The organism is Rhodobacter sp. NTK016B (assembly GCF_017303295.1).
Classification (GTDB): Bacteria; Pseudomonadota; Alphaproteobacteria; order Rhodobacterales; family Rhodobacteraceae; genus Pararhodobacter.
In genome coordinates, this window is record NZ_JAFKOK010000008.1 from 138,149 (window position 1) to 154,519 (window position 16,371).

General features: G+C 65.3%; 18 protein-coding genes. 8 read left to right on the forward strand and 10 right to left on the reverse strand.

Features of this window, described 5'->3' with window-relative positions:
- Positions 1 to 21: 21 nt before the first annotated feature.
- The 3 genes from JI664_RS12115 to JI664_RS12125 form a co-directional block, all read right to left on the reverse strand.
- Entirely contained in the window at positions 22 to 1,392 is a 1,371-nt protein-coding gene (locus JI664_RS12115; RefSeq protein ID WP_349768719.1) for a sigma-54-dependent transcriptional regulator, read from the reverse strand.
- Positions 1,393 to 1,478: 86 nt separating this feature from the next.
- Positions 1,479 to 2,225 carry a gamma-glutamylcyclotransferase gene (locus JI664_RS12120; RefSeq protein ID WP_207013974.1) on the reverse strand — a complete coding sequence of 249 codons (747 nt, stop codon included), beginning with the start codon at positions 2,223 to 2,225 and terminating at the stop codon, positions 1,479 to 1,481.
- A gap of 77 nt (positions 2,226 to 2,302) precedes the next feature.
- Positions 2,303 to 4,207 carry an FAD-dependent monooxygenase gene (locus JI664_RS12125; protein ID WP_207013975.1) on the reverse strand — a complete coding sequence of 635 codons (1,905 nt, stop codon included), beginning with the start codon at positions 4,205 to 4,207 and terminating at the stop codon, positions 2,303 to 2,305.
- 154 nt (positions 4,208 to 4,361) lie between these two features.
- On the opposite strand from JI664_RS12125, the gene JI664_RS12130 reads away from it, so the two are divergent.
- Together JI664_RS12130 and JI664_RS12135 are read left to right on the forward strand one after the other, a co-directional pair.
- Complete coding sequence (locus tag JI664_RS12130; protein WP_349768720.1) at positions 4,362 to 4,793, forward strand: MarR family winged helix-turn-helix transcriptional regulator; 432 nt, start codon at positions 4,362 to 4,364, stop codon at positions 4,791 to 4,793.
- Between the two features lie 61 nt (positions 4,794 to 4,854).
- Positions 4,855 to 5,601, forward strand: a complete 747-nt coding sequence (locus JI664_RS12135) for a gamma-glutamylcyclotransferase (protein ID WP_207013976.1) — start codon at positions 4,855 to 4,857, stop codon at positions 5,599 to 5,601.
- A gap of 39 nt (positions 5,602 to 5,640) precedes the next feature.
- Here the strand turns inward: JI664_RS12135 and JI664_RS12140 are convergent, their stop codons facing one another.
- From JI664_RS12140 to JI664_RS12160, 5 genes are all read right to left on the reverse strand, one after another.
- Positions 5,641 to 6,108 (reverse strand): OsmC family protein, encoded by a 468-nt coding sequence (locus JI664_RS12140; RefSeq protein ID WP_207013977.1) that lies wholly within the window; start codon positions 6,106 to 6,108, stop codon positions 5,641 to 5,643.
- Positions 6,109 to 6,133: 25 nt separating this feature from the next.
- The gene (locus tag JI664_RS12145; protein ID WP_207013978.1) at positions 6,134 to 6,757 is read right to left on the reverse strand and encodes a LysE/ArgO family amino acid transporter; all 624 of its coding nucleotides are present in this window, start codon (positions 6,755 to 6,757) and stop codon (positions 6,134 to 6,136) included.
- Positions 6,758 to 6,878: 121 nt separating this feature from the next.
- Positions 6,879 to 7,208 carry a hypothetical protein gene (locus JI664_RS12150; RefSeq protein ID WP_207013979.1) on the reverse strand — a complete coding sequence of 110 codons (330 nt, stop codon included), beginning with the start codon at positions 7,206 to 7,208 and terminating at the stop codon, positions 6,879 to 6,881.
- Between the two features lie 172 nt (positions 7,209 to 7,380).
- Entirely contained in the window at positions 7,381 to 7,542 is a 162-nt protein-coding gene (locus JI664_RS12155; protein ID WP_207013980.1) for a hypothetical protein, read from the reverse strand.
- 336 nt (positions 7,543 to 7,878) lie between these two features.
- The gene (locus JI664_RS12160; RefSeq protein WP_207013981.1) at positions 7,879 to 8,325 is read right to left on the reverse strand and encodes a hypothetical protein; all 447 of its coding nucleotides are present in this window, start codon (positions 8,323 to 8,325) and stop codon (positions 7,879 to 7,881) included.
- 73 nt (positions 8,326 to 8,398) lie between these two features.
- On the opposite strand from JI664_RS12160, the gene JI664_RS12165 reads away from it, so the two are divergent.
- Positions 8,399 to 8,857, forward strand: a complete 459-nt coding sequence (locus JI664_RS12165; protein WP_207013982.1) for a MarR family winged helix-turn-helix transcriptional regulator — start codon at positions 8,399 to 8,401, stop codon at positions 8,855 to 8,857.
- A gap of 70 nt (positions 8,858 to 8,927) precedes the next feature.
- Here JI664_RS12165 and ccrA read toward each other — a convergent pair whose 3' ends face one another.
- Together ccrA and JI664_RS12175 are read right to left on the reverse strand one after the other, a co-directional pair.
- Complete coding sequence (ccrA, locus tag JI664_RS12170) at positions 8,928 to 10,217, reverse strand: crotonyl-CoA carboxylase/reductase (RefSeq protein ID WP_207013983.1); 1,290 nt, start codon at positions 10,215 to 10,217, stop codon at positions 8,928 to 8,930.
- A 110-nt stretch (positions 10,218 to 10,327) separates the two neighbouring features.
- Positions 10,328 to 11,794 carry a 1-acyl-sn-glycerol-3-phosphate acyltransferase gene (locus tag JI664_RS12175; RefSeq protein ID WP_207013984.1) on the reverse strand — a complete coding sequence of 489 codons (1,467 nt, stop codon included), beginning with the start codon at positions 11,792 to 11,794 and terminating at the stop codon, positions 10,328 to 10,330.
- 286 nt (positions 11,795 to 12,080) lie between these two features.
- On the opposite strand from JI664_RS12175, the gene JI664_RS12180 reads away from it, so the two are divergent.
- From JI664_RS12180 to JI664_RS12200, 5 genes are all read left to right on the forward strand, one after another.
- Positions 12,081 to 12,473, forward strand: coding sequence for a MerR family transcriptional regulator (locus JI664_RS12180; protein ID WP_207013985.1), 393 nt, complete (start codon positions 12,081 to 12,083; stop codon positions 12,471 to 12,473).
- A gap of 70 nt (positions 12,474 to 12,543) precedes the next feature.
- On the forward strand, positions 12,544 to 14,322 hold the full coding sequence (locus JI664_RS12185) for an acyl-CoA dehydrogenase C-terminal domain-containing protein (protein WP_207013986.1): 1,779 nt from the start codon (positions 12,544 to 12,546) through the stop codon (positions 14,320 to 14,322).
- A 25-nt stretch (positions 14,323 to 14,347) separates the two neighbouring features.
- A complete protein-coding gene (locus tag JI664_RS12190) occupies positions 14,348 to 14,794 on the forward strand; it encodes a GFA family protein (RefSeq protein WP_207013988.1) in 447 nt (148 codons plus the stop codon).
- Entirely contained in the window at positions 14,794 to 15,006 is a 213-nt protein-coding gene (locus JI664_RS12195) for a hypothetical protein (RefSeq protein ID WP_207013990.1), read from the forward strand. The genes JI664_RS12190 and JI664_RS12195 overlap by 1 nt, the downstream gene beginning before the upstream one ends.
- 30 nt (positions 15,007 to 15,036) lie before the next feature.
- Positions 15,037 to 16,191, forward strand: a complete 1,155-nt coding sequence (locus tag JI664_RS12200; RefSeq protein ID WP_286174065.1) for an acyl-CoA dehydrogenase family protein — start codon at positions 15,037 to 15,039, stop codon at positions 16,189 to 16,191.
- Positions 16,192 to 16,371: the final 180 nt, after the last annotated feature.

Here is a 16,371-nt window from a genome sequence, read left to right on the forward strand (position 1 = left end):
AGGCCAGCCCCGCGCCACCGCTCAAAGCCCCCAGGCCGCGCATTTGCGGTCGATGGTCTTGCGCGACACGCCCAGCCTGCGCGCGGCCTCGGTCCGGTTTCCGCCGACCGCGTCGAGCGCGCGTAGGATCTCGCGACGCTCGACCTGATCGAGCGGCTCGATGGGGGCCGCGCGTCCGGGCTGGCTGCCCAGCGTTTCCAGCGGGAAATGCCCGAAGATGAGCGAGCGCTCGATGAAGTTGCGCAGCTCGCGGATATTGCCGGGCCAGTCATGACGCAGCATCGCCGCGCGGATGGCCGGGTCGATGGCAAGCGGCGCAAGCCCCAGCCGCTGCGACAGGTCGCGCAGGAACATCTCGGCCAGCTCGATCACGTCGGTGCCCCGATTGGCAAGCGGCGGCATATGGATGTCGAGCACGTCGATGCGGAAGAACAGATCGGCGCGGAAACGGCCCTGCGCGACCTCCTCTTCGAGCGATTTCGACGTGGCGAGGACGAAACGCACATCCAGTTGCCGACTGCGCGCGGTACCGACCGGACGCACCATGCCGTCTTCGAGCACCCGCAGCAGCGCCGATTGCGCGGGCGCCGGAAGCTCGGCCACCTCGTCGATGAAGATCGTACCGCCCTGCGCCGAGGTCAGAAGCCCCTCGCGCGCGGCGCTGGCGCCGGGAAAGGCCCCGGCGGCGTGACCGAACAGCTCGATCTCGATCATGTCGGCGGGAATGGTCGCGCAATTCACCGGCACGAAGGGACGGGTCGCGCGTTTCGAGATCGCGTGCAGGTGGCGCGCCGCCACCTCTTTGCCGCTTCCCGAGGCACCGGTGATCAGAAGGGGTGTCGAGACGTCCTTGATCCGCTCGAGCGTCTCGCGGATCGCCGAGACATCGGGCGACGTGCCCAACAGCGCGCTTCGCTGGCGACGGCCCAGATCGGACTGGTCCAGCTCGCGCCGCAACAGCCGGTTCTCGCGCCGCAGCATCGCCGTCTGCTGGCAGCGGCGCACGGCGTTGAGCAACTGATTGGAGCGAAACGGTTTGAGGATGAAATCCGACGCCCCGGCCCGCATCGCCTGAATCGCGGTTTCCAGATCGGCATAGGCGGTGACCATGATCACATCGGTCACGCCATCGGTGACGGTCTGGCCCGCCAGCCAGTCCAGCCCCTTGCGTCCCGGCATCATGTTGTCGAGCAGCATGATATCGAAATGCTGCTCGGCCAGCTTGGCCTCGGCCTCGTCGGAATTCGCGGCCTCGTCGACGGCGGCGCAATGGGGCGCCAGCGTCTTGACGAGGAAATTCCGCATCCCCGGTTCGTCATCCACGACCAGCACGCGGACCGGCGCCAGAAGCGCGGTCAGCTGCGGATCGTGAGGAGCGCCAGTCTCGCTCACCGGACCCTCCCTTGTCCTCCCGCAATCGGCGGCATCATGGCGAATCGAGCGCGCGCGTCTAGGGGAAAGCGCCGCGGGCGCCGGGATCAGGGCGCCGTCCCGGCTGCGCGAAGCGCGGCGACGCGGGTGCAGAGATCGGTGATATAGGGATCATCGAGATCCAGCAGCGCCAGCCGTTCGCGGGTCTCGGTCAGGTATTCGGCATTGCTGCCCAACATGCCCTCGGCCTTGGCGATCATGCGGGCCTGTTCGGCAATCGGGATCGTGGTGTCGATCCGGTCGCTGCTATGATCGGCGGCGAAAGCGAGCGCCTCGATCCGGCCAATCACCGTGTCGAGCTGCAGCCAGACCGGACGATAGGCGTGGCTGATCATCTCGCGGCGAAACAGAACGAAGGTCTCGTGGTCGATCTTGTCCGCCTCGATACGGAAGGCGAGCCCGTCGCAGCCCCGCCCGGCGCCCGTGACGTCGTCGATGGCCAGTTGCAGCGCCGGGTGTTCCGCCGACCCGCGTCCGCCGGTATCGACCAGACAGAAGCGGCGTTCATAGGCGTCGGTCCGCCCGCGCAGCACCTCGGCGAATTCCATCGCCGGGTCCCACATCAGCGAGCCGAAGGCGAAGACCCACAGATCCCTGTCAAAGCGACCCTCAAGCACCTCGTGCCGCCGTGCCTCGCGCACCGCATCGGGCGTGCGCCAGTCCTCGGGCATCCCGGCCTCGGCAACGCGGCGGTCGAATTCCGCCATATCGAGATTGCGGAAATACGAGTCCTCGGCGGGCCGGATCTTGTCACGCAGGCCGGGATGATGGCGGTAGGGATCGGTCGGGGACATGCGGACGCCTTTCGCTGCAGGCTGCCACAAGGCCCGAACACGCCCGCGGGGTCAATCCCGCGAGCGCCGGTCACGTCTTATTCGCCAGCAGGAAGCAGGAAGCCCGCGAAGAACGAACTCAGCTCTGCCCGCGCCGAAAGCGGCAGAACCTGCGCGACATATTGGTCGGGCCGGACCACGACGATGCAGCCCTGCGCCCGGTCGATGCCGCGGGCCTCGAAGATGTCAGCGCTTTTGAGATCGGTGCTGAACACCTTTTCATAGTCGCACAGCCCGTACTTTCCCTTGTGCGGGCGCAACAACGCGGGCATTGCCCCGTAATCCAGATCGCGGAAACCCGGCTGGAAGACCGCCCGCACGTCGATCACCGCGTCGGGATCATCGTGCTTGCCCGTATGCACCACGACGGGCGAGGCCGGATCGTTCTGCAGCCAGTCGCACAGGTCGGCCACCGCGCCACCGGGCTGACCCCTGTCGCCGTCGGGCGCGAAAGCGAACAGATGCCACGCGGTGCCCGCTTCGATCGCGTGCCCCAGTTCCATCGGCTTGGCATCGGCGACGCGGATCACCGGCGCGGAATGGAACCGCTTGCCCAACTCGAAGCCCGGCGCGAGCGCCTGATGCGCGGTGTCGCCGGTCAGCGCGGAGGGTTCGTATTCGATGGTCAGCCCGCAGGTGAAGGGCAGGTTGCGCACGAAGGTCTGCGCCACAACGGGCAATTCGCCATCGACATCGTCATGAGTCTTGGCACCGACGACGCGGGACCATTCGTGGTCGAAATCGACCAGCCCCTTGGCCGCCGCGCGCCTCTCGGCGGTATAGGTATGCAAAAGCGAGGGATCGGCCCGCCCGGTCAGAACCGAGCGCAGTTTCCAGCCCATGTTGAACGTGTCGCCCATCGACACGTTCATCCCCTGCCCTGCCTTGGGGCTGTGGGTGTGGCAGGCATCGCCCGCCAGCATCACGCGGGGATTACGCTTAGCGATCTGATCTTCGGGCACGTCATCGAACTTGTCGGTCAGCCGGTGGCCGATTTCGTAGATCGACCACCAGACGACCTCTTTCGCGTCAAGCGTGAAGGGCTTCAGGATCGATTGCGCCTTGGCGACGATATCGGCGTCGTCCATGCCGCGATCCGAAGCGCGCTCGTCTTCGCCCAGACGATCCAGCTCGACATAGAGCCGCACCAGATGCCCGCCCTCGCGCGGCAGCACCATCAGCGTGCCGGCCTCGGCCGAGCGCACGAAGGCTTTCTTGCGCCAGTCGGGGAAATCGGTAACCGCCAGCAGGTCGATCACGCCCCAGGCATGGTGCGCCGCATCACCGTGCAGCGCGCCGCCGATGGCGCGGCGCACGTTCGAGCGTGCGCCATCGCAGCCCACCACGTAATTCGCGCGCAGGGTCTCGGTCTGCCCCTCGCGCCCCGGTGCGGTATGTTCAAGCGTGACGGTCACGGGGTGGTCGTCGGTCGTGGTATCGACGCTCAGATCCAGCACGCGCAGGCCGTAATCGGGTTCCAGCCGGGTGGGCGAGCGCTTCATGATGTCGAGATACATGTCATGGACGCGCGCCTGATTGATCAGCACATGCGGCATCTCGGACACCCCGTCGGGCACGTCATCGACGCGCGCGGCAGGGGTGATGCCGTCTTCGCCCGGCGTCCAGAAGGTGGTTTCGTTGATCCAGACCGATTCGCGCTTGATCTTGTCGGCGAAACCGAAGGCCTGAAACATCTCCATCGAGCGGACCGAGATCCCGTCGGCCTGCCCCTTTTCCATCGGTCCCATCTTCGGCTCGACGATCATAGTGTGGATTGACGGCTCCATCGCCAGCTGCGCGGCAAGGCACAGACCGGCGGGGCCACAGCCCGCGATCAGGACATCGACCTTCTCGGGCAGCCCGTTCGAGCGGTCATGCACCCGCGCAGCGGGCGGGAAGATGTCGGGATCACCGGGGTGGAAACCGTTCAGGTGGTATTGCATCGCTCTCTCCCATGTCGCGCCGAAAATCGCGCCAACCCGGCGCCGTGGGCAATTGATATCTGTACTTATCATTTTTCGTCAACAAAAAAGTAAGTGTACATTCTATTTGTCGGAAGCTACTGTTCTGCAAAGGGGAAACAGGCGGGAATCCGGGATGATGGAAGCCTATGGCATGGCCGGCCACCTGATTCGGCGGCTGCATCAGCTGTCGACGCAGGTCTTTGCGCAGCAGGCGAAGGAAGCCGGGTTCGACCTGACCTCGGTCCAGTTCGCGGCGATGGACGCGATCCGCGCGCATCCGGGCATCGATCAGGCGGGCGTGGCGGCGCTCATCGCCTATGACCGCGCGACGATCGGCGGGGTGATCGACAGGCTGGTCTCGAAGGGGCTGGTCGCGCGCGAAGTCAGCCGCCGAGACCGTCGCGCGCGCGAAGTCCGGCTGACCGACGAGGGCGAACGCGTCTTCGCTGCGATGCTGCCGGTGGTGCGCGGCGTGCAGGACGCGATCCTGTCGGAATTGTCGGAAGACGAGCGCGGGATCTTCCTGTCGCTGGCCCGCAAGTCGCTGCACGCGCCCGAAGCGTGACACATGAAGGCTTCCGCCCGACCGCGCCCTCGCCTAGCCTGATACCGAAAGGAAGCCGCCCATGTCCCCCGCGCCCCCTGCCCCGATGCTGCAGCCTGCCGGCCAGAGCACCCGGATCGCGCCGCTGCGCCTGACCCGCGCGCTGGTCGATCGCCTGCCCGCCCGCGTGGACGAGGAAGGGCCGGTGATGGGCGACCCGATCCCCGACAGCTATTATTCCGAGATGACGGCGAAACTGCTGGCCGAGGCCGATCCGAGCGGGATCTGGGTCTTCGCCTCGGGCAGCCTGATCTGGAACCCGCGCATGCCGGTGGCCGAGCGGCGGCACGCACGCGTTCATGGCTGGCATCGCTCGTTCTGTCTGGGACCGTCGCGGCGCAACAGGGGGTCGCCCTCGCATCCCGGTCGGATGATGTCGATGGATCGCGGCGGCTCGTGCCACGGGATCGTGCAGCGCATGACGCCGGGCAACGAGGCCGCCGATCTGGAAGCCCTGCTCAGGCTTGAGCCGCCCAGCCCGCCGTCATGGGTGCGCTGCAAAACGCCAGGGGGTGTGGTCCGCGCCATCGCCTTTACCGCGCATCCGTCCTATTGGGGCTACAGCCCGGAATGCGGTATCGACGAGCTGGCCGATATTCTGGCCAGTTCGGTCGGCACGCGCGGCACAATGGCGGAGTACCTGCTCAATACCTGCGAGCATCTGGCCGAAGCCGGCATCCACGACCGGCACCTGTGGCGCCTACAGGCGATGGTCGCCGAGCGGCTTGAGCACTTGCCGGAACGCACCGATCAGGACGCAGCGGAATAGGCCCGGCGCGGTGGCCCCCGAGGCGGCCCCGGCGCGGCCTTAACCCTCAACCTCGAAAACCGGCTCGATCTCGACTGGGAAATTCACCGAGCGGGCGATGAAACAGACCTCGTGAATCTGGCGATGGATGGCTCCGGCCCGGGCCAGATCGGCGCCCGGCTTCACGCTGATCTTGGGCCGCAACACTACGCGGGCGAAACGCTGCGCGCCACCGGGGCGCCCCTCGGCAAAGCCTACGGGATCGTCCTGATACGCGGTGACGACGATCCCCGCATCCGAGGCCAGATGCAGAAACCACAGCATATGGCAGCCTGCCAGCGCGGAAAGCAGCATGTCTTCGGGGTTCATCAGCCCCGGATTGCCGCCAAGCGCCGGATCGTTGGAACAGGGGATCTCGGGCTTGCCGGGCACGGCGACGGCCCAGTCGCGGGTATAGGCGCGGTAATGCGCGGTGCCTTCCCCCGTATTGCCGGTCCAGCGGATGCGGCTGGTATAGCTGTGTGCCATGGTCCCCTCGTGCGTTGTGATGCCCTCAGCCGATCGCCTGCATGACCAGAGATGCCGCGATCAGCCACATGATCACGCCGATCAGCGCCTCGACGACAACCCAAGCGCCGGGTCTGGCCAGAACCGGCGCCAGCAGCCGCGCGCCGTAGCCCAGCGCAGAGAAGAACAGCACCGAGCCCAGCACAGCACCCAGACCGAACAGCGTCTCGGCCGGCGCATATTGCGCCGAGATTGCGCCCAGAAGCGCCAGCGTATCAAGATAGACATGCGGGTTGAGCCATGTGAGCGCCAGACAGGTCAGCACCACGCGGCGCAGCGGCACCGGCTCGAACGCGGCGGCGGCCAGAGCCTCGCCTCCCTTCAGCGCCGCGCGGAACCTCAGCGCTCCATAGACGGTCAGAAACGCCACCCCGCCCCACAGCATCACGGATTCCAGCCATGGCAGCCGCTCGGCCATCGCGCTGAATCCCAGAACGCCCGCAGCTATCAGCAGCGCGTCCGAGCCCGCGCAGATCAGCACGACGACGCCGACATGCTCGCGCCGCAGGCCCTGCCGCAACACGAAAGCATTCTGTGCCCCGATCGCGGCGATCAGCGACAGCCCGGTAAAGAACCCGGCAACGAGGGGGATGACGACAGCATAATCCATGGCGCTTTTTGACGGGACAATCGCTGCGAAGTAAATATCGGGCCAGACGGTTTCCGCACGACACAACGAAAACCCCGCCCGCCCGAAGGGGCCGGCGGGGTCGCTGCGCGGTGGGGGTGGATCAGCGCAGGACGCGCGACGGGGTGGCTGCGCGGGGCGCACCGGCCATCAGGCGCTGGAACGTACGCGGCGAGATCGCGGGGCCATGGCGCGACGGCGCGCGCAGGGTCAGGCCGGGCGCGGCGGTGGTATTGCCGAACTCGTCGTCGCAATCGTCGAGCCCCGACGCGCTGCCGCATTCATCGGCGTGGTCTGGAAAGGTCGAAACGCACCAGTTGATGACGGCGGTGTAGCATTCCTCGAGCGACGAGATCGGGGCGGCGCGGGCCGGCGCCGTAGCCGAAGCGGCGATACCGAGGGCCGTGACGGCGATGGTCAGAAAACGGGTCATGAAAAGTCGTCCTTGACAAAAAATAAAGCCCACCATATGAGCCACCCTGTGTCGGACGGCGCAGAGCGCCGGTTCATTCACCGCGCAGAATTCCGCGCCCCGAATCGCGGAAACCGTCGAAAAAGGCGCTGTGGTGCATGACGTTCTGCGCTCGCGGACCGCTCGTGATAGCTCAGGAATGCGGGATTTCCTCCCCTGCCGTCGCCGTGTTTTCGACCTCGAGCCGGGCCAGCAACACGGCCTGTTCAAGGTGAAAGCTCAACTCGGTCAGCTGGTTCATCCGGGCGTAACGGCACAGGTCTTCGAGCGTCTTGATCAGCCAGGCATGAGGCACCGCGGAACTCCTTTTCGCTATCGCTCAAACCTGCCGCTCCAGAGTTAACAAATCTTTCGCGCCCCCTGCCCCCAGAGCAGGGGGCAACGAAAAAAGGTCTCGGTGCGGATCACTCCCGGCGGAGCACAGAGACCGCGCTCCTATCCCTTCGGGTTTGCTTGGGTCGCATCGTTGGGTCGGAGGAGACGGGGGCGAACGCAGGACATCGGACGACCTTGAATGCGCCTATCGGGCTGCATTGATTGCCTGAACGCACAAGACAGGGAACTCTCGGTCACCATGTCGCAGACGGCATGACCTGTAATGGACCGTTGATCGCGCGCGGCCCGTCGCCGATCACACCGGCTTGCGGCGCCGGTTGGCCGTCAACCGCAGCCCGTCGCGCATGTTCAGGCCCAGCAGAGTCAGGTTAACCGCGCCCGCGCAGAGTTCGATGGCCTGAACGACGTAGAACCCGGTATCAAAGGCCCCTGCCTGCGCCTTGAACGACAAGTAAAGCGCTGAGGGGATCAGGATCAGGATACCGTTGGCGGCGATGAACGGCATCCGTTTCGTCTTGGCCGCGATCAACGGGCCGCGCATTTTTCGGCCGAGCCGGAAACCGGACCCGCCGACCGCCATCAGCGCAGGCACAAGCAGAAGAAAGCCCCACGGAATCAGCGATTTGACTGTCACGATGGTCGCCGTGCCCGCGAAGAGTTCCGACAATACGGTTGCGAGCCAGAAGCTCAGGATCGTGAGCATGGCGATCGCGCCCGCTATGGGATGAAGGATCTTGGTCATCGGTTTTTTCCTTATGCGCCATCATTTGTATAGCTAGCTATGTATTGTTGTATAGCTTGCTATGCAAGTGCTAATGAGACGCATGGAGTTCACCAAGGATCACTCGCAGGGCTATCTCGCCAACCACGTCGCCCGCATCTTCGCGCGCGGCCTGACGGCGCGCATCAAGCCCTTGGGCCTGACCACCGGCACGTTTCCGGCTTTGCTGGAATTGTGGGAAACCGATGGCATGACCCAGAAGCAACTGGTGGCAAAGCTGGATATCGAGCAGGCCACCATGGCCAACACCCTTGCCCGGATGGAGCGTGACGGCCTCATCATCCGCAAGAAAGACGCAAGCGACGGCCGGGTGCAGCGGGTCTGGCTGACCGAGCGCGCCCGCGCCTTGCGCGGCCCCGCGACAGCGGCGGCGATGGATGAGAACGCGGACTCCCTCGCCTGCCTGACCGAGGACGAGCAACAACAATTCACCACGCTGATGCAGAAGATCATCGCCGCGAACCGGTACCGGGCCGACGCCCCGCCCGAATAGGCCAGATTGCCCGAACGCAAAGGGGCCGCCCCGATGGGCGGCCCCCTTCTTCATTCTCTTGGCCGCAGGCTCAGCGCTTGCCGGCTTCCAGCGTATCCTCGAACGTCCGAAGCCCGGTGCGCGGCGCCTGAACCAGCACGGCCATGTTGCCCGGCTTATGCTCGTTCTTGAGCATCTTCATATGCGCGGCAGGGATCTCGTCCCACGGGAAGACCTCGGACATGCAGGGATCGAGACGCCGTTCGCACATCAGCCGGTTGGCCGAGGCCGCCTGCTTCAGGTTGGCGAAATGGCTGCCCTGCAGGCGCTTCTGGTGCATCCACATGTAGCGCACGTCGAAGGTGCAGTTGAAGCCCGAGGTGCCCGCGCAGATCACCACGATACCGCCCTTCTTCACCACCAGCGTCGAGACCGGGAAGGTCGCCTCGCCGGGATGCTCGAAGACCATGTCCACGGAAACGCCCTTGCCGGTGATCTCCCAGATCGCCTTGCCGAACTTGCGCGCTTCCTTGAGCCACTCGTTGTATTCGGGGCTGTTGACGATGGGCAGCTGGCCCCAGCAGTTGAAATCCTTGCGGTTGATCACGCCCTTGGCGCCCTGATCCATCACGAACTGGCGCTTCGATTCGTCCGAGATGACGCCGATCGCATTCGCCCCCGCCGTGTTGGCCAGCTGGATCGCGTAAGATCCCAGACCGCCCGACGCGCCCCAGACCAGCACGTTCTGGCCCGGCTTCAGCTCATGCGGATGGTGTCCGAACAGCATCCGGTAGGCCGTAGCCAGCGTCAGCGTGTAGCAGGCGCTTTCTTCCCATGTCAGGTGCTTGGGGCGCGGCATCAGCTGCTGGGCCTGCACCCGGGTGAATTGCGCGAAGGACCCGTCGCCGGTCTCGTAACCCCAGATCCGCTGGCTGGGCGAGAACATCGGGTCGCCGCCGTTGCATTCCTCGTCGTCGCCGTCATCCTGATTGCAGTGGATCACGACCTCGTCGCCCACCTTCCAGCTTTTGACGGCCGATCCCACCTTCCACACGATGCCCGAGGCATCGGATCCGGCGATGTGGTAATCCTGCTTGTGGACGTCGAAGGGGCTGATCGGCTTGCCCAGACCGGCCCAGACGCCGTTGTAATTGACGCCTGCCGCCATCACCAGAACCAGCACCTCGTGGCTGTCGATCTCCCAGGTATCGACGACCTCGACCTGAAACGACTTGTCGGGTTCGCCGTGACGCTCGCGACGGATATTCCACGCGTACATCTTCTTCGGCACGTAACCCAGAGGCGGCATCTCTCCGATCTCGTAGAGATCCTTCTCGGGCGCGTCGTATTTGGCGATTCCGGCGTTCACATCGAGGGCCATGGTTCTCTCCTGACTTGGGCCCGCCGCGATGCAGAATCCATGCGGCAGTTGCAGCATGGATAGAATCGGTTGCGCAACAATGCAACCCCACAAACGTCTTGTTTGTAATTTTATGTCTCAGCGACTTCCGGGATCACCCGTGTCGCGCGCAGAGTCGCGCCGCCCGCGCCCTGCTCAGACAGCCCCGCGGGCATGGGTTCTTCCAGCCGCTGCAGGACCGAGGCCGCGTAATAGGCCAGCGTCGCCTCCTCTCCGCTTTGCAGGTGGATCGTCATATCGTCACGCCGGATCAGCCCGTGACGCGCCATCGCTTCGACCGCGAAATCGACGCTGGGCTCGATCTCTCCGTCGATCAGATGCATCTGCGCCCCGAGCGCGGCGGCCTCGTCCACCAGAACCCGCATCTGCGCGGCCAGATCGCCGCGCGACACCGCCCCGCCGCCGGGCATGCCCAGCCGCACCAGCGCCGCGGCGGCCAGCGGCACCGGCAGCAGCGGCACCGCGCCCCGGATCCGCCCCATCAGCTCGTCGGCCAGCGTATCGGTGCCGCTCTCCGGATGGTCGTGCAGATACCCCCGCAGCGACAACGGCTCGCCGAACGACACCGCCGCATGGCCATAGGTCGAGGTCCGGCGCAGCAGCTTTTGCCACAGGATCCAGATCAGCCAGCCCAGCGCCTCGAAGATCCGCAGCCGGAACCGCCGGTCGCCGGTCTCGCCCGCCTTGACCAGCACCGCGTCTTCGAGCACCCGGTCGTAATTCAGCGCCACCGGCACAAAGACCACGTCCTTTTCCTTGCTGGGATCGAAATCGCGCACGATATAGGTCAGCAGACCGCGCCGGGCGCTGCCCACCGTACCGGTCAGGCTCAGCCCGCCTTCGGGGAACATGGCCTGCGTGACGCCCTCCTGCACCGACATCTGCACATAGCGCGCCAGCACCGCGCGATACAGATCGGTCGAATAGCGGCGCCGGATGAAATAGGCCCCCATCCCCCGGATCAGCCCCTTCAGCGGCCAGACCCGCGCCCACTCGCCCACCGCATAAGACAAGGTCGAGCGCCGCGCGGCCAGCCATGTCACCAGCACGTAATCCATGTTCGAGCGGTGGTTCATCACGAAGATCACCGCCGAATCGGGATGGATATCGCGCAGCGTGCGCACCGTGCCGCGATTGAGATGCACCTTATAGAACAACCGGCTCAGCCCCCGGGCGACGCGGATCGCGAAGCCGAAATAGGTCGCGGTGGAAAAGCCCGGCACGATCTCGCGCGCGTAGAGACGCGCCTTTTCATGCGCGACCGACAATGGAATCCCCTGATCGCGCGCATAATCCGACACCGCCTGCATGACCTGCGGATCATAGGCCAAGCGGATCACCTGATCGTGGCGCCGCGTCAGGTTGAATGGCCGGATCGGCCGTTCGAGCCGCTTGTTCAGTTCCTCGACCGCCCGCTCCATCCGCCGCCGCAGGAACCAGCGCACCGAGGGGAACAGGAAATGCGACAGGAACGCCACTGCCGCAAAGAGCAGGATCAGGATCAGAAGCCACAAAGGCAGATCAACGCGCTGGAACATGCCTCTTATGTGGCACCTTCCCCGGGCCCCGGCAATGCCGCGCCGATCTCGCCCCTGATGCGGCGAATCGCGCATCTTTGATCCATAAGTATCCTCGTGGGGTGAGGCGCGGCAGCGCCGAGGGGGGGCAGACAGCCCCCCTGCCCGCTCTCCGCCGCTACCTGACGTCAACGTCACCTCGTGACGCAGCGTCGTGACTTACGTTAACGTCAAGCTTTCTACACACTCTGCCCGAAAGCGCTATGTGACTCCCGCCGGCCAAGTCTCCGGCGAGATGAGGTATGCCATGGACAACGATCTGATGACGATCCGCGAGATGTGCGAGGCGTTCGACGTCACTCCGCGCACGCTGCGGTTCTACGAAGCGAAAGAACTGATCAGCCCCCTCCGCGAGGGCCAGAAACGGCTCTACACCCGCAGCGACCGCGGCCGGCTGAAGCTCATCCTGCGCGGCAAGCGCTTCGGTTTCGCGCTGGAAGAGATGCGCCAGCTTCTCAATCTCTACGACCGGGGCGGCGCGAATGAAGAGCAGCTCGAACGTACCATCGTCGCCGCGCGCGAGCGGCTGGCGCAGATGGAGCGTCAGCGCGACGAGCTGAACGAGGCGATCGACGAGCTCAGAAGCCAGCTCGAGAACGGCGCCGAAATGCTCGCCGCGTTCCGACCCGCCGCCGAATAGGCGGCGCCCAGATTTCACGATTGCAGGCCCGCCCGGTCAGGCGGCGCCCGAGCCCGCAGAGGAGAGACCGATGCCGACCTATACCGCGCCCGTCAAAGACATGCAGTTCCTGCTGCACGAGGTCCTCAACGCCACGGCAACCGGAATCCCCGGCTATGACGAGCTTGAGCCCGATTTCACCGCGGCGATCCTCGAGGAAGCCGGCAAACTGGCCGAAGGCGTGCTCGCGCCCCTCAACGCCGTCGGCGATACCGAAGGCTGCCGGCTGGAAAACGGTGTGGTCTATACGCCCACGGGCTTCAAGGACGCCTTCGCGCAGATCAAGGAAGGCGGCTGGAACGGGCTCGACCTGCCCGAGGAATTCGGCGGACAGAACCTGCCCTATGTCCTTGCCACCGGCGTGGGCGAGCTGTTCGTGTCGTCGAACATGGCCTTCAACATGTATCAGGGCCTGACCCACGGCGCGATCAACGCGATCCTTGCAGCCGGGTCGGACGCGCAGAAGACGACCTATCTGCCGAAGATGACCAGCCTTGAATGGACCGGCACGATGAACCTGACCGAGCCGCATTGCGGCACCGATCTGGGGCTCATCCGCACCAAGGCCGAACCGCAGGACGACGGCAGCTACAAGATCACCGGCCAGAAGATCTTCATCTCGGCGGGCGATCACGACATGTCCGAAAACGTCATCCATCTGGTGCTGGCCAAGGCGCCCGGCGGCGGCGAGGGCACCAAGGGCATCTCGCTGTTCATCGTGCCCAAGTTCATCGTCAAGGACGATGGCAGCCTCGGCGATCGCAACGGCGTCTCGGTCGGCAAGATCGAAGAAAAGATGGGCATCCACGGCAACGCCACCTGCGTGATGAATTATGACGGCGCGACCGGATACCTCGTGGGCGATCTCCACAAGGGGATGCGGGCGATGTTCGTGATGATGAACGAGGCGCGTCTGGGCGTGGGCCTGCAAGGCTATGCGCAGGCCGAAATCGCCTATCAGAACGCGCTGGCCTATGCCAAGGACCGGCTGCAGGGCCGTGCGGTGACCGGCACCGAGAACCCCGGCGGCAATGCCGATCCGCTGATCGTGCATCCCGATATACGCCGGATGCTGATGGACCAGAAAAGCTTCGTCGAAGGCGCCCGCGCCTTCACGCTGTGGGGCGCGCATCTGATCGACCGCGCGCACCGGCTGGATGACAGCCAGGCCGAAGGGCTGATCTCGCTGCTGACCCCGGTCATCAAGGGGTTCCTGACCGACAAGGGCTTCGACATGACCATTCAGGCGCAGCAGGTCTATGGCGGTCACGGCTACATCGAGGAATGGGGCATGTCGCAATATGCCCGCGACGCCCGCATCGCGATGATCTATGAGGGCGCGAACGGCGTGCAGGCGCTCGATCTCGTGGGCCGCAAACTGGCTGCCGAGGGCGGCAAGCCGGCCATGGCCTTCTTCGAGCTGATCAAAGGCTTCCTGAAGGAAAACGCAGAGAACGAGGCGCTGAAGGACGGCTATCTCGAACCGCTCAAGGCGGCGTCGAAGGATCTGCAGACGGCGATGATGTTCTTCATGGAAAACGGCATGAAGAACCCCAATGCCGCGCTCGCGGGCTCGACCGATTTCATGCACATGTTCGGGCATGTCTGCCTGGGCTACATGTGGGCGCTGATGGCCAAGGCCTCGGACGCGGCCTTGAAGGCCGGTGCGTCTGACGCCACGTTCCACGAGACGAAGCTGAAAACCGGCCGCTACTATATGGCGCGGCAGCTTCCGGCCACGGGGATGCATCTGGCGCGCATCCAGTCGGGCGCCGAGCCCGTTATGGCGCTGGACGCCGAGGCGTTCTGAACGCAGCCCGGGGAGGGGAGAGGCGATGACAGGCGGAACCGATCACCCGGACTTTCGCGGCGGCTGCCAATGCGGCGCCGTGCGCTACCGGGTGAGCGCGGGACCGGCCAAGGATTGTCTCTGCCATTGCCGCATGTGCCAGCGCGCCACCGGCAATGCCTTCGCCCCGCTGATCGAAGTGCCCGCCACACGCATCACCTGGACGGGGACGCCCGCGGAATGGGCGTCTTCCGATCTCGCGACGCGCGGCTTCTGCGCGACCTGCGGCACGCCGGTCTATTACCGCAGCGGCGACACGGTCGAGATCATGGCGGGGACGCTGGTCCCGGGCCTCGTCGTCTTCGCGCCGCAGGTCCATTCGGCGTCGGAATCGCGGGTGGACTGGCTCGACCGGCTGCCCGGGATGCCCGACGCCCCCACCCCGCCCGGGATCGCGGCGCGGATCCACAGCCACCAGTCACCGGAGAGCTGATGCCCAAACGCCTGCGCCTGACCCGCCGCTTTCCCGTCGCCATGAGCGAGGACGGCTACCGCCGCCTGAAACGCTTCGCGCGCGATGCCGGTCTCGACGAGGGCGAGGCGCTGTCCTTCCTGTTCGAACATTTCGACAGCGTCACCGATCACGACAATCTCACGCATCGGCTCAGGCTCTTCAATTCCGAGCTGGAAGCCCGAAAGAAATAACGATTCCGAAGCCTTGGGAGGGGCCTTCCGATGACGTTCCCGATCCTGCCGTCGCCCTGGATGAAGGACGACCACCAGATGCTGGCCGAGATGACGCGCGGTTTCATCTCCGAGAAATGGGCGCCGCATTTCGACCGCTGGCGCCAGAACGGCCAGATGGATCGCGACACCTGGAACCAGGCGGGTGAGATGGGCCTGCTCTGCGCCTCGATTCCTGAGGAGTACGGCGGCGCGGGCGGCGATTTCGGCCACGAAGCGGTGATCCTGATGGAAGCCGCCCGGCTCAACCTCGCAAGCTGGGGCGCGGGCATCCATTCGGGCATCGTTGCGCATTACATCCTCGCCTACGGCACCGAAGAGCAGAAGAAGCGCTGGCTGCCGAAAATGGCCACCGGCGAGATGGTCGGCGCGCTGGCGATGACCGAACCCTCGGGCGGCTCCGACGTGCAGAGGCTGAAAACGCGCGCAGTGAAGGACGGGAATGTCTACCGCGTAACCGGGGCCAAGACCTTTATCACCAATGGGCAGCATGCCGATCTGGTGATTGTCGCGGCCAAGACCGATCCGTCGCAGGGCGCGCGCGGCGTGTCGCTGGTCGCGGTCGAGACCGAGGGCGCCGAAGGCTTCACCCGCGGACGCAATCTCGACAAGGTCGGACTGAAGGCGGGCGATACGTCCGAGCTGTTCTTCGACAATGTCCCGGTTCCGCCCGAGAACATCCTCGGCGGCGCCGAGGGGCAGGGCTTCTACCAGATGATGCAGCAATTGCCGCAGGAACGGCTGATCATCGGCGTCGGCGCGGTCGGCGCGATGGAAGGCGCGGTCGAGCGCACCATCGCCTATTGCAAGGAACGCGAGGCCTTCGGCAAACCGATCATCGACTTCCAGAACACCCGCTTCAAACTGGCGGAATGCAAGACCAACACCGTGGTCGCGCGCAGCTTCCTCGACCAGTGCATCGGCGCCCATCTGACGGGGGCGCTGACGGTCGAGATGGCGGCGATGAACAAGTACTGGCTGTCCGACCTGCAGTGGCAGGTTCTCGACGAATGCGTGCAACTGCATGGCGGCTATGGCTTCATGCAGGAATACGCAGTGGCCGAGATGTGGACCGATGCGCGGGTGCAACGGATCTATGGCGGCACGAACGAGATCATGAAGGACCTGATCGGGAGGTCGCTGTGAGGGCTCCCGCCCGTCGCTCGCGGATCTGTCGATCCACTCGCTCCCGTTGGGCCGGGCGGGGGGCTGCCGCCCCCCGCACCCCCTGCGAGTATTTCACGCAGAATGAACGATATCCCGCGAACACGGGCACACCCCTCCCCGCCTGTGCCGGCGAACATTTCGGCGGCTCTCGGGCAGGTC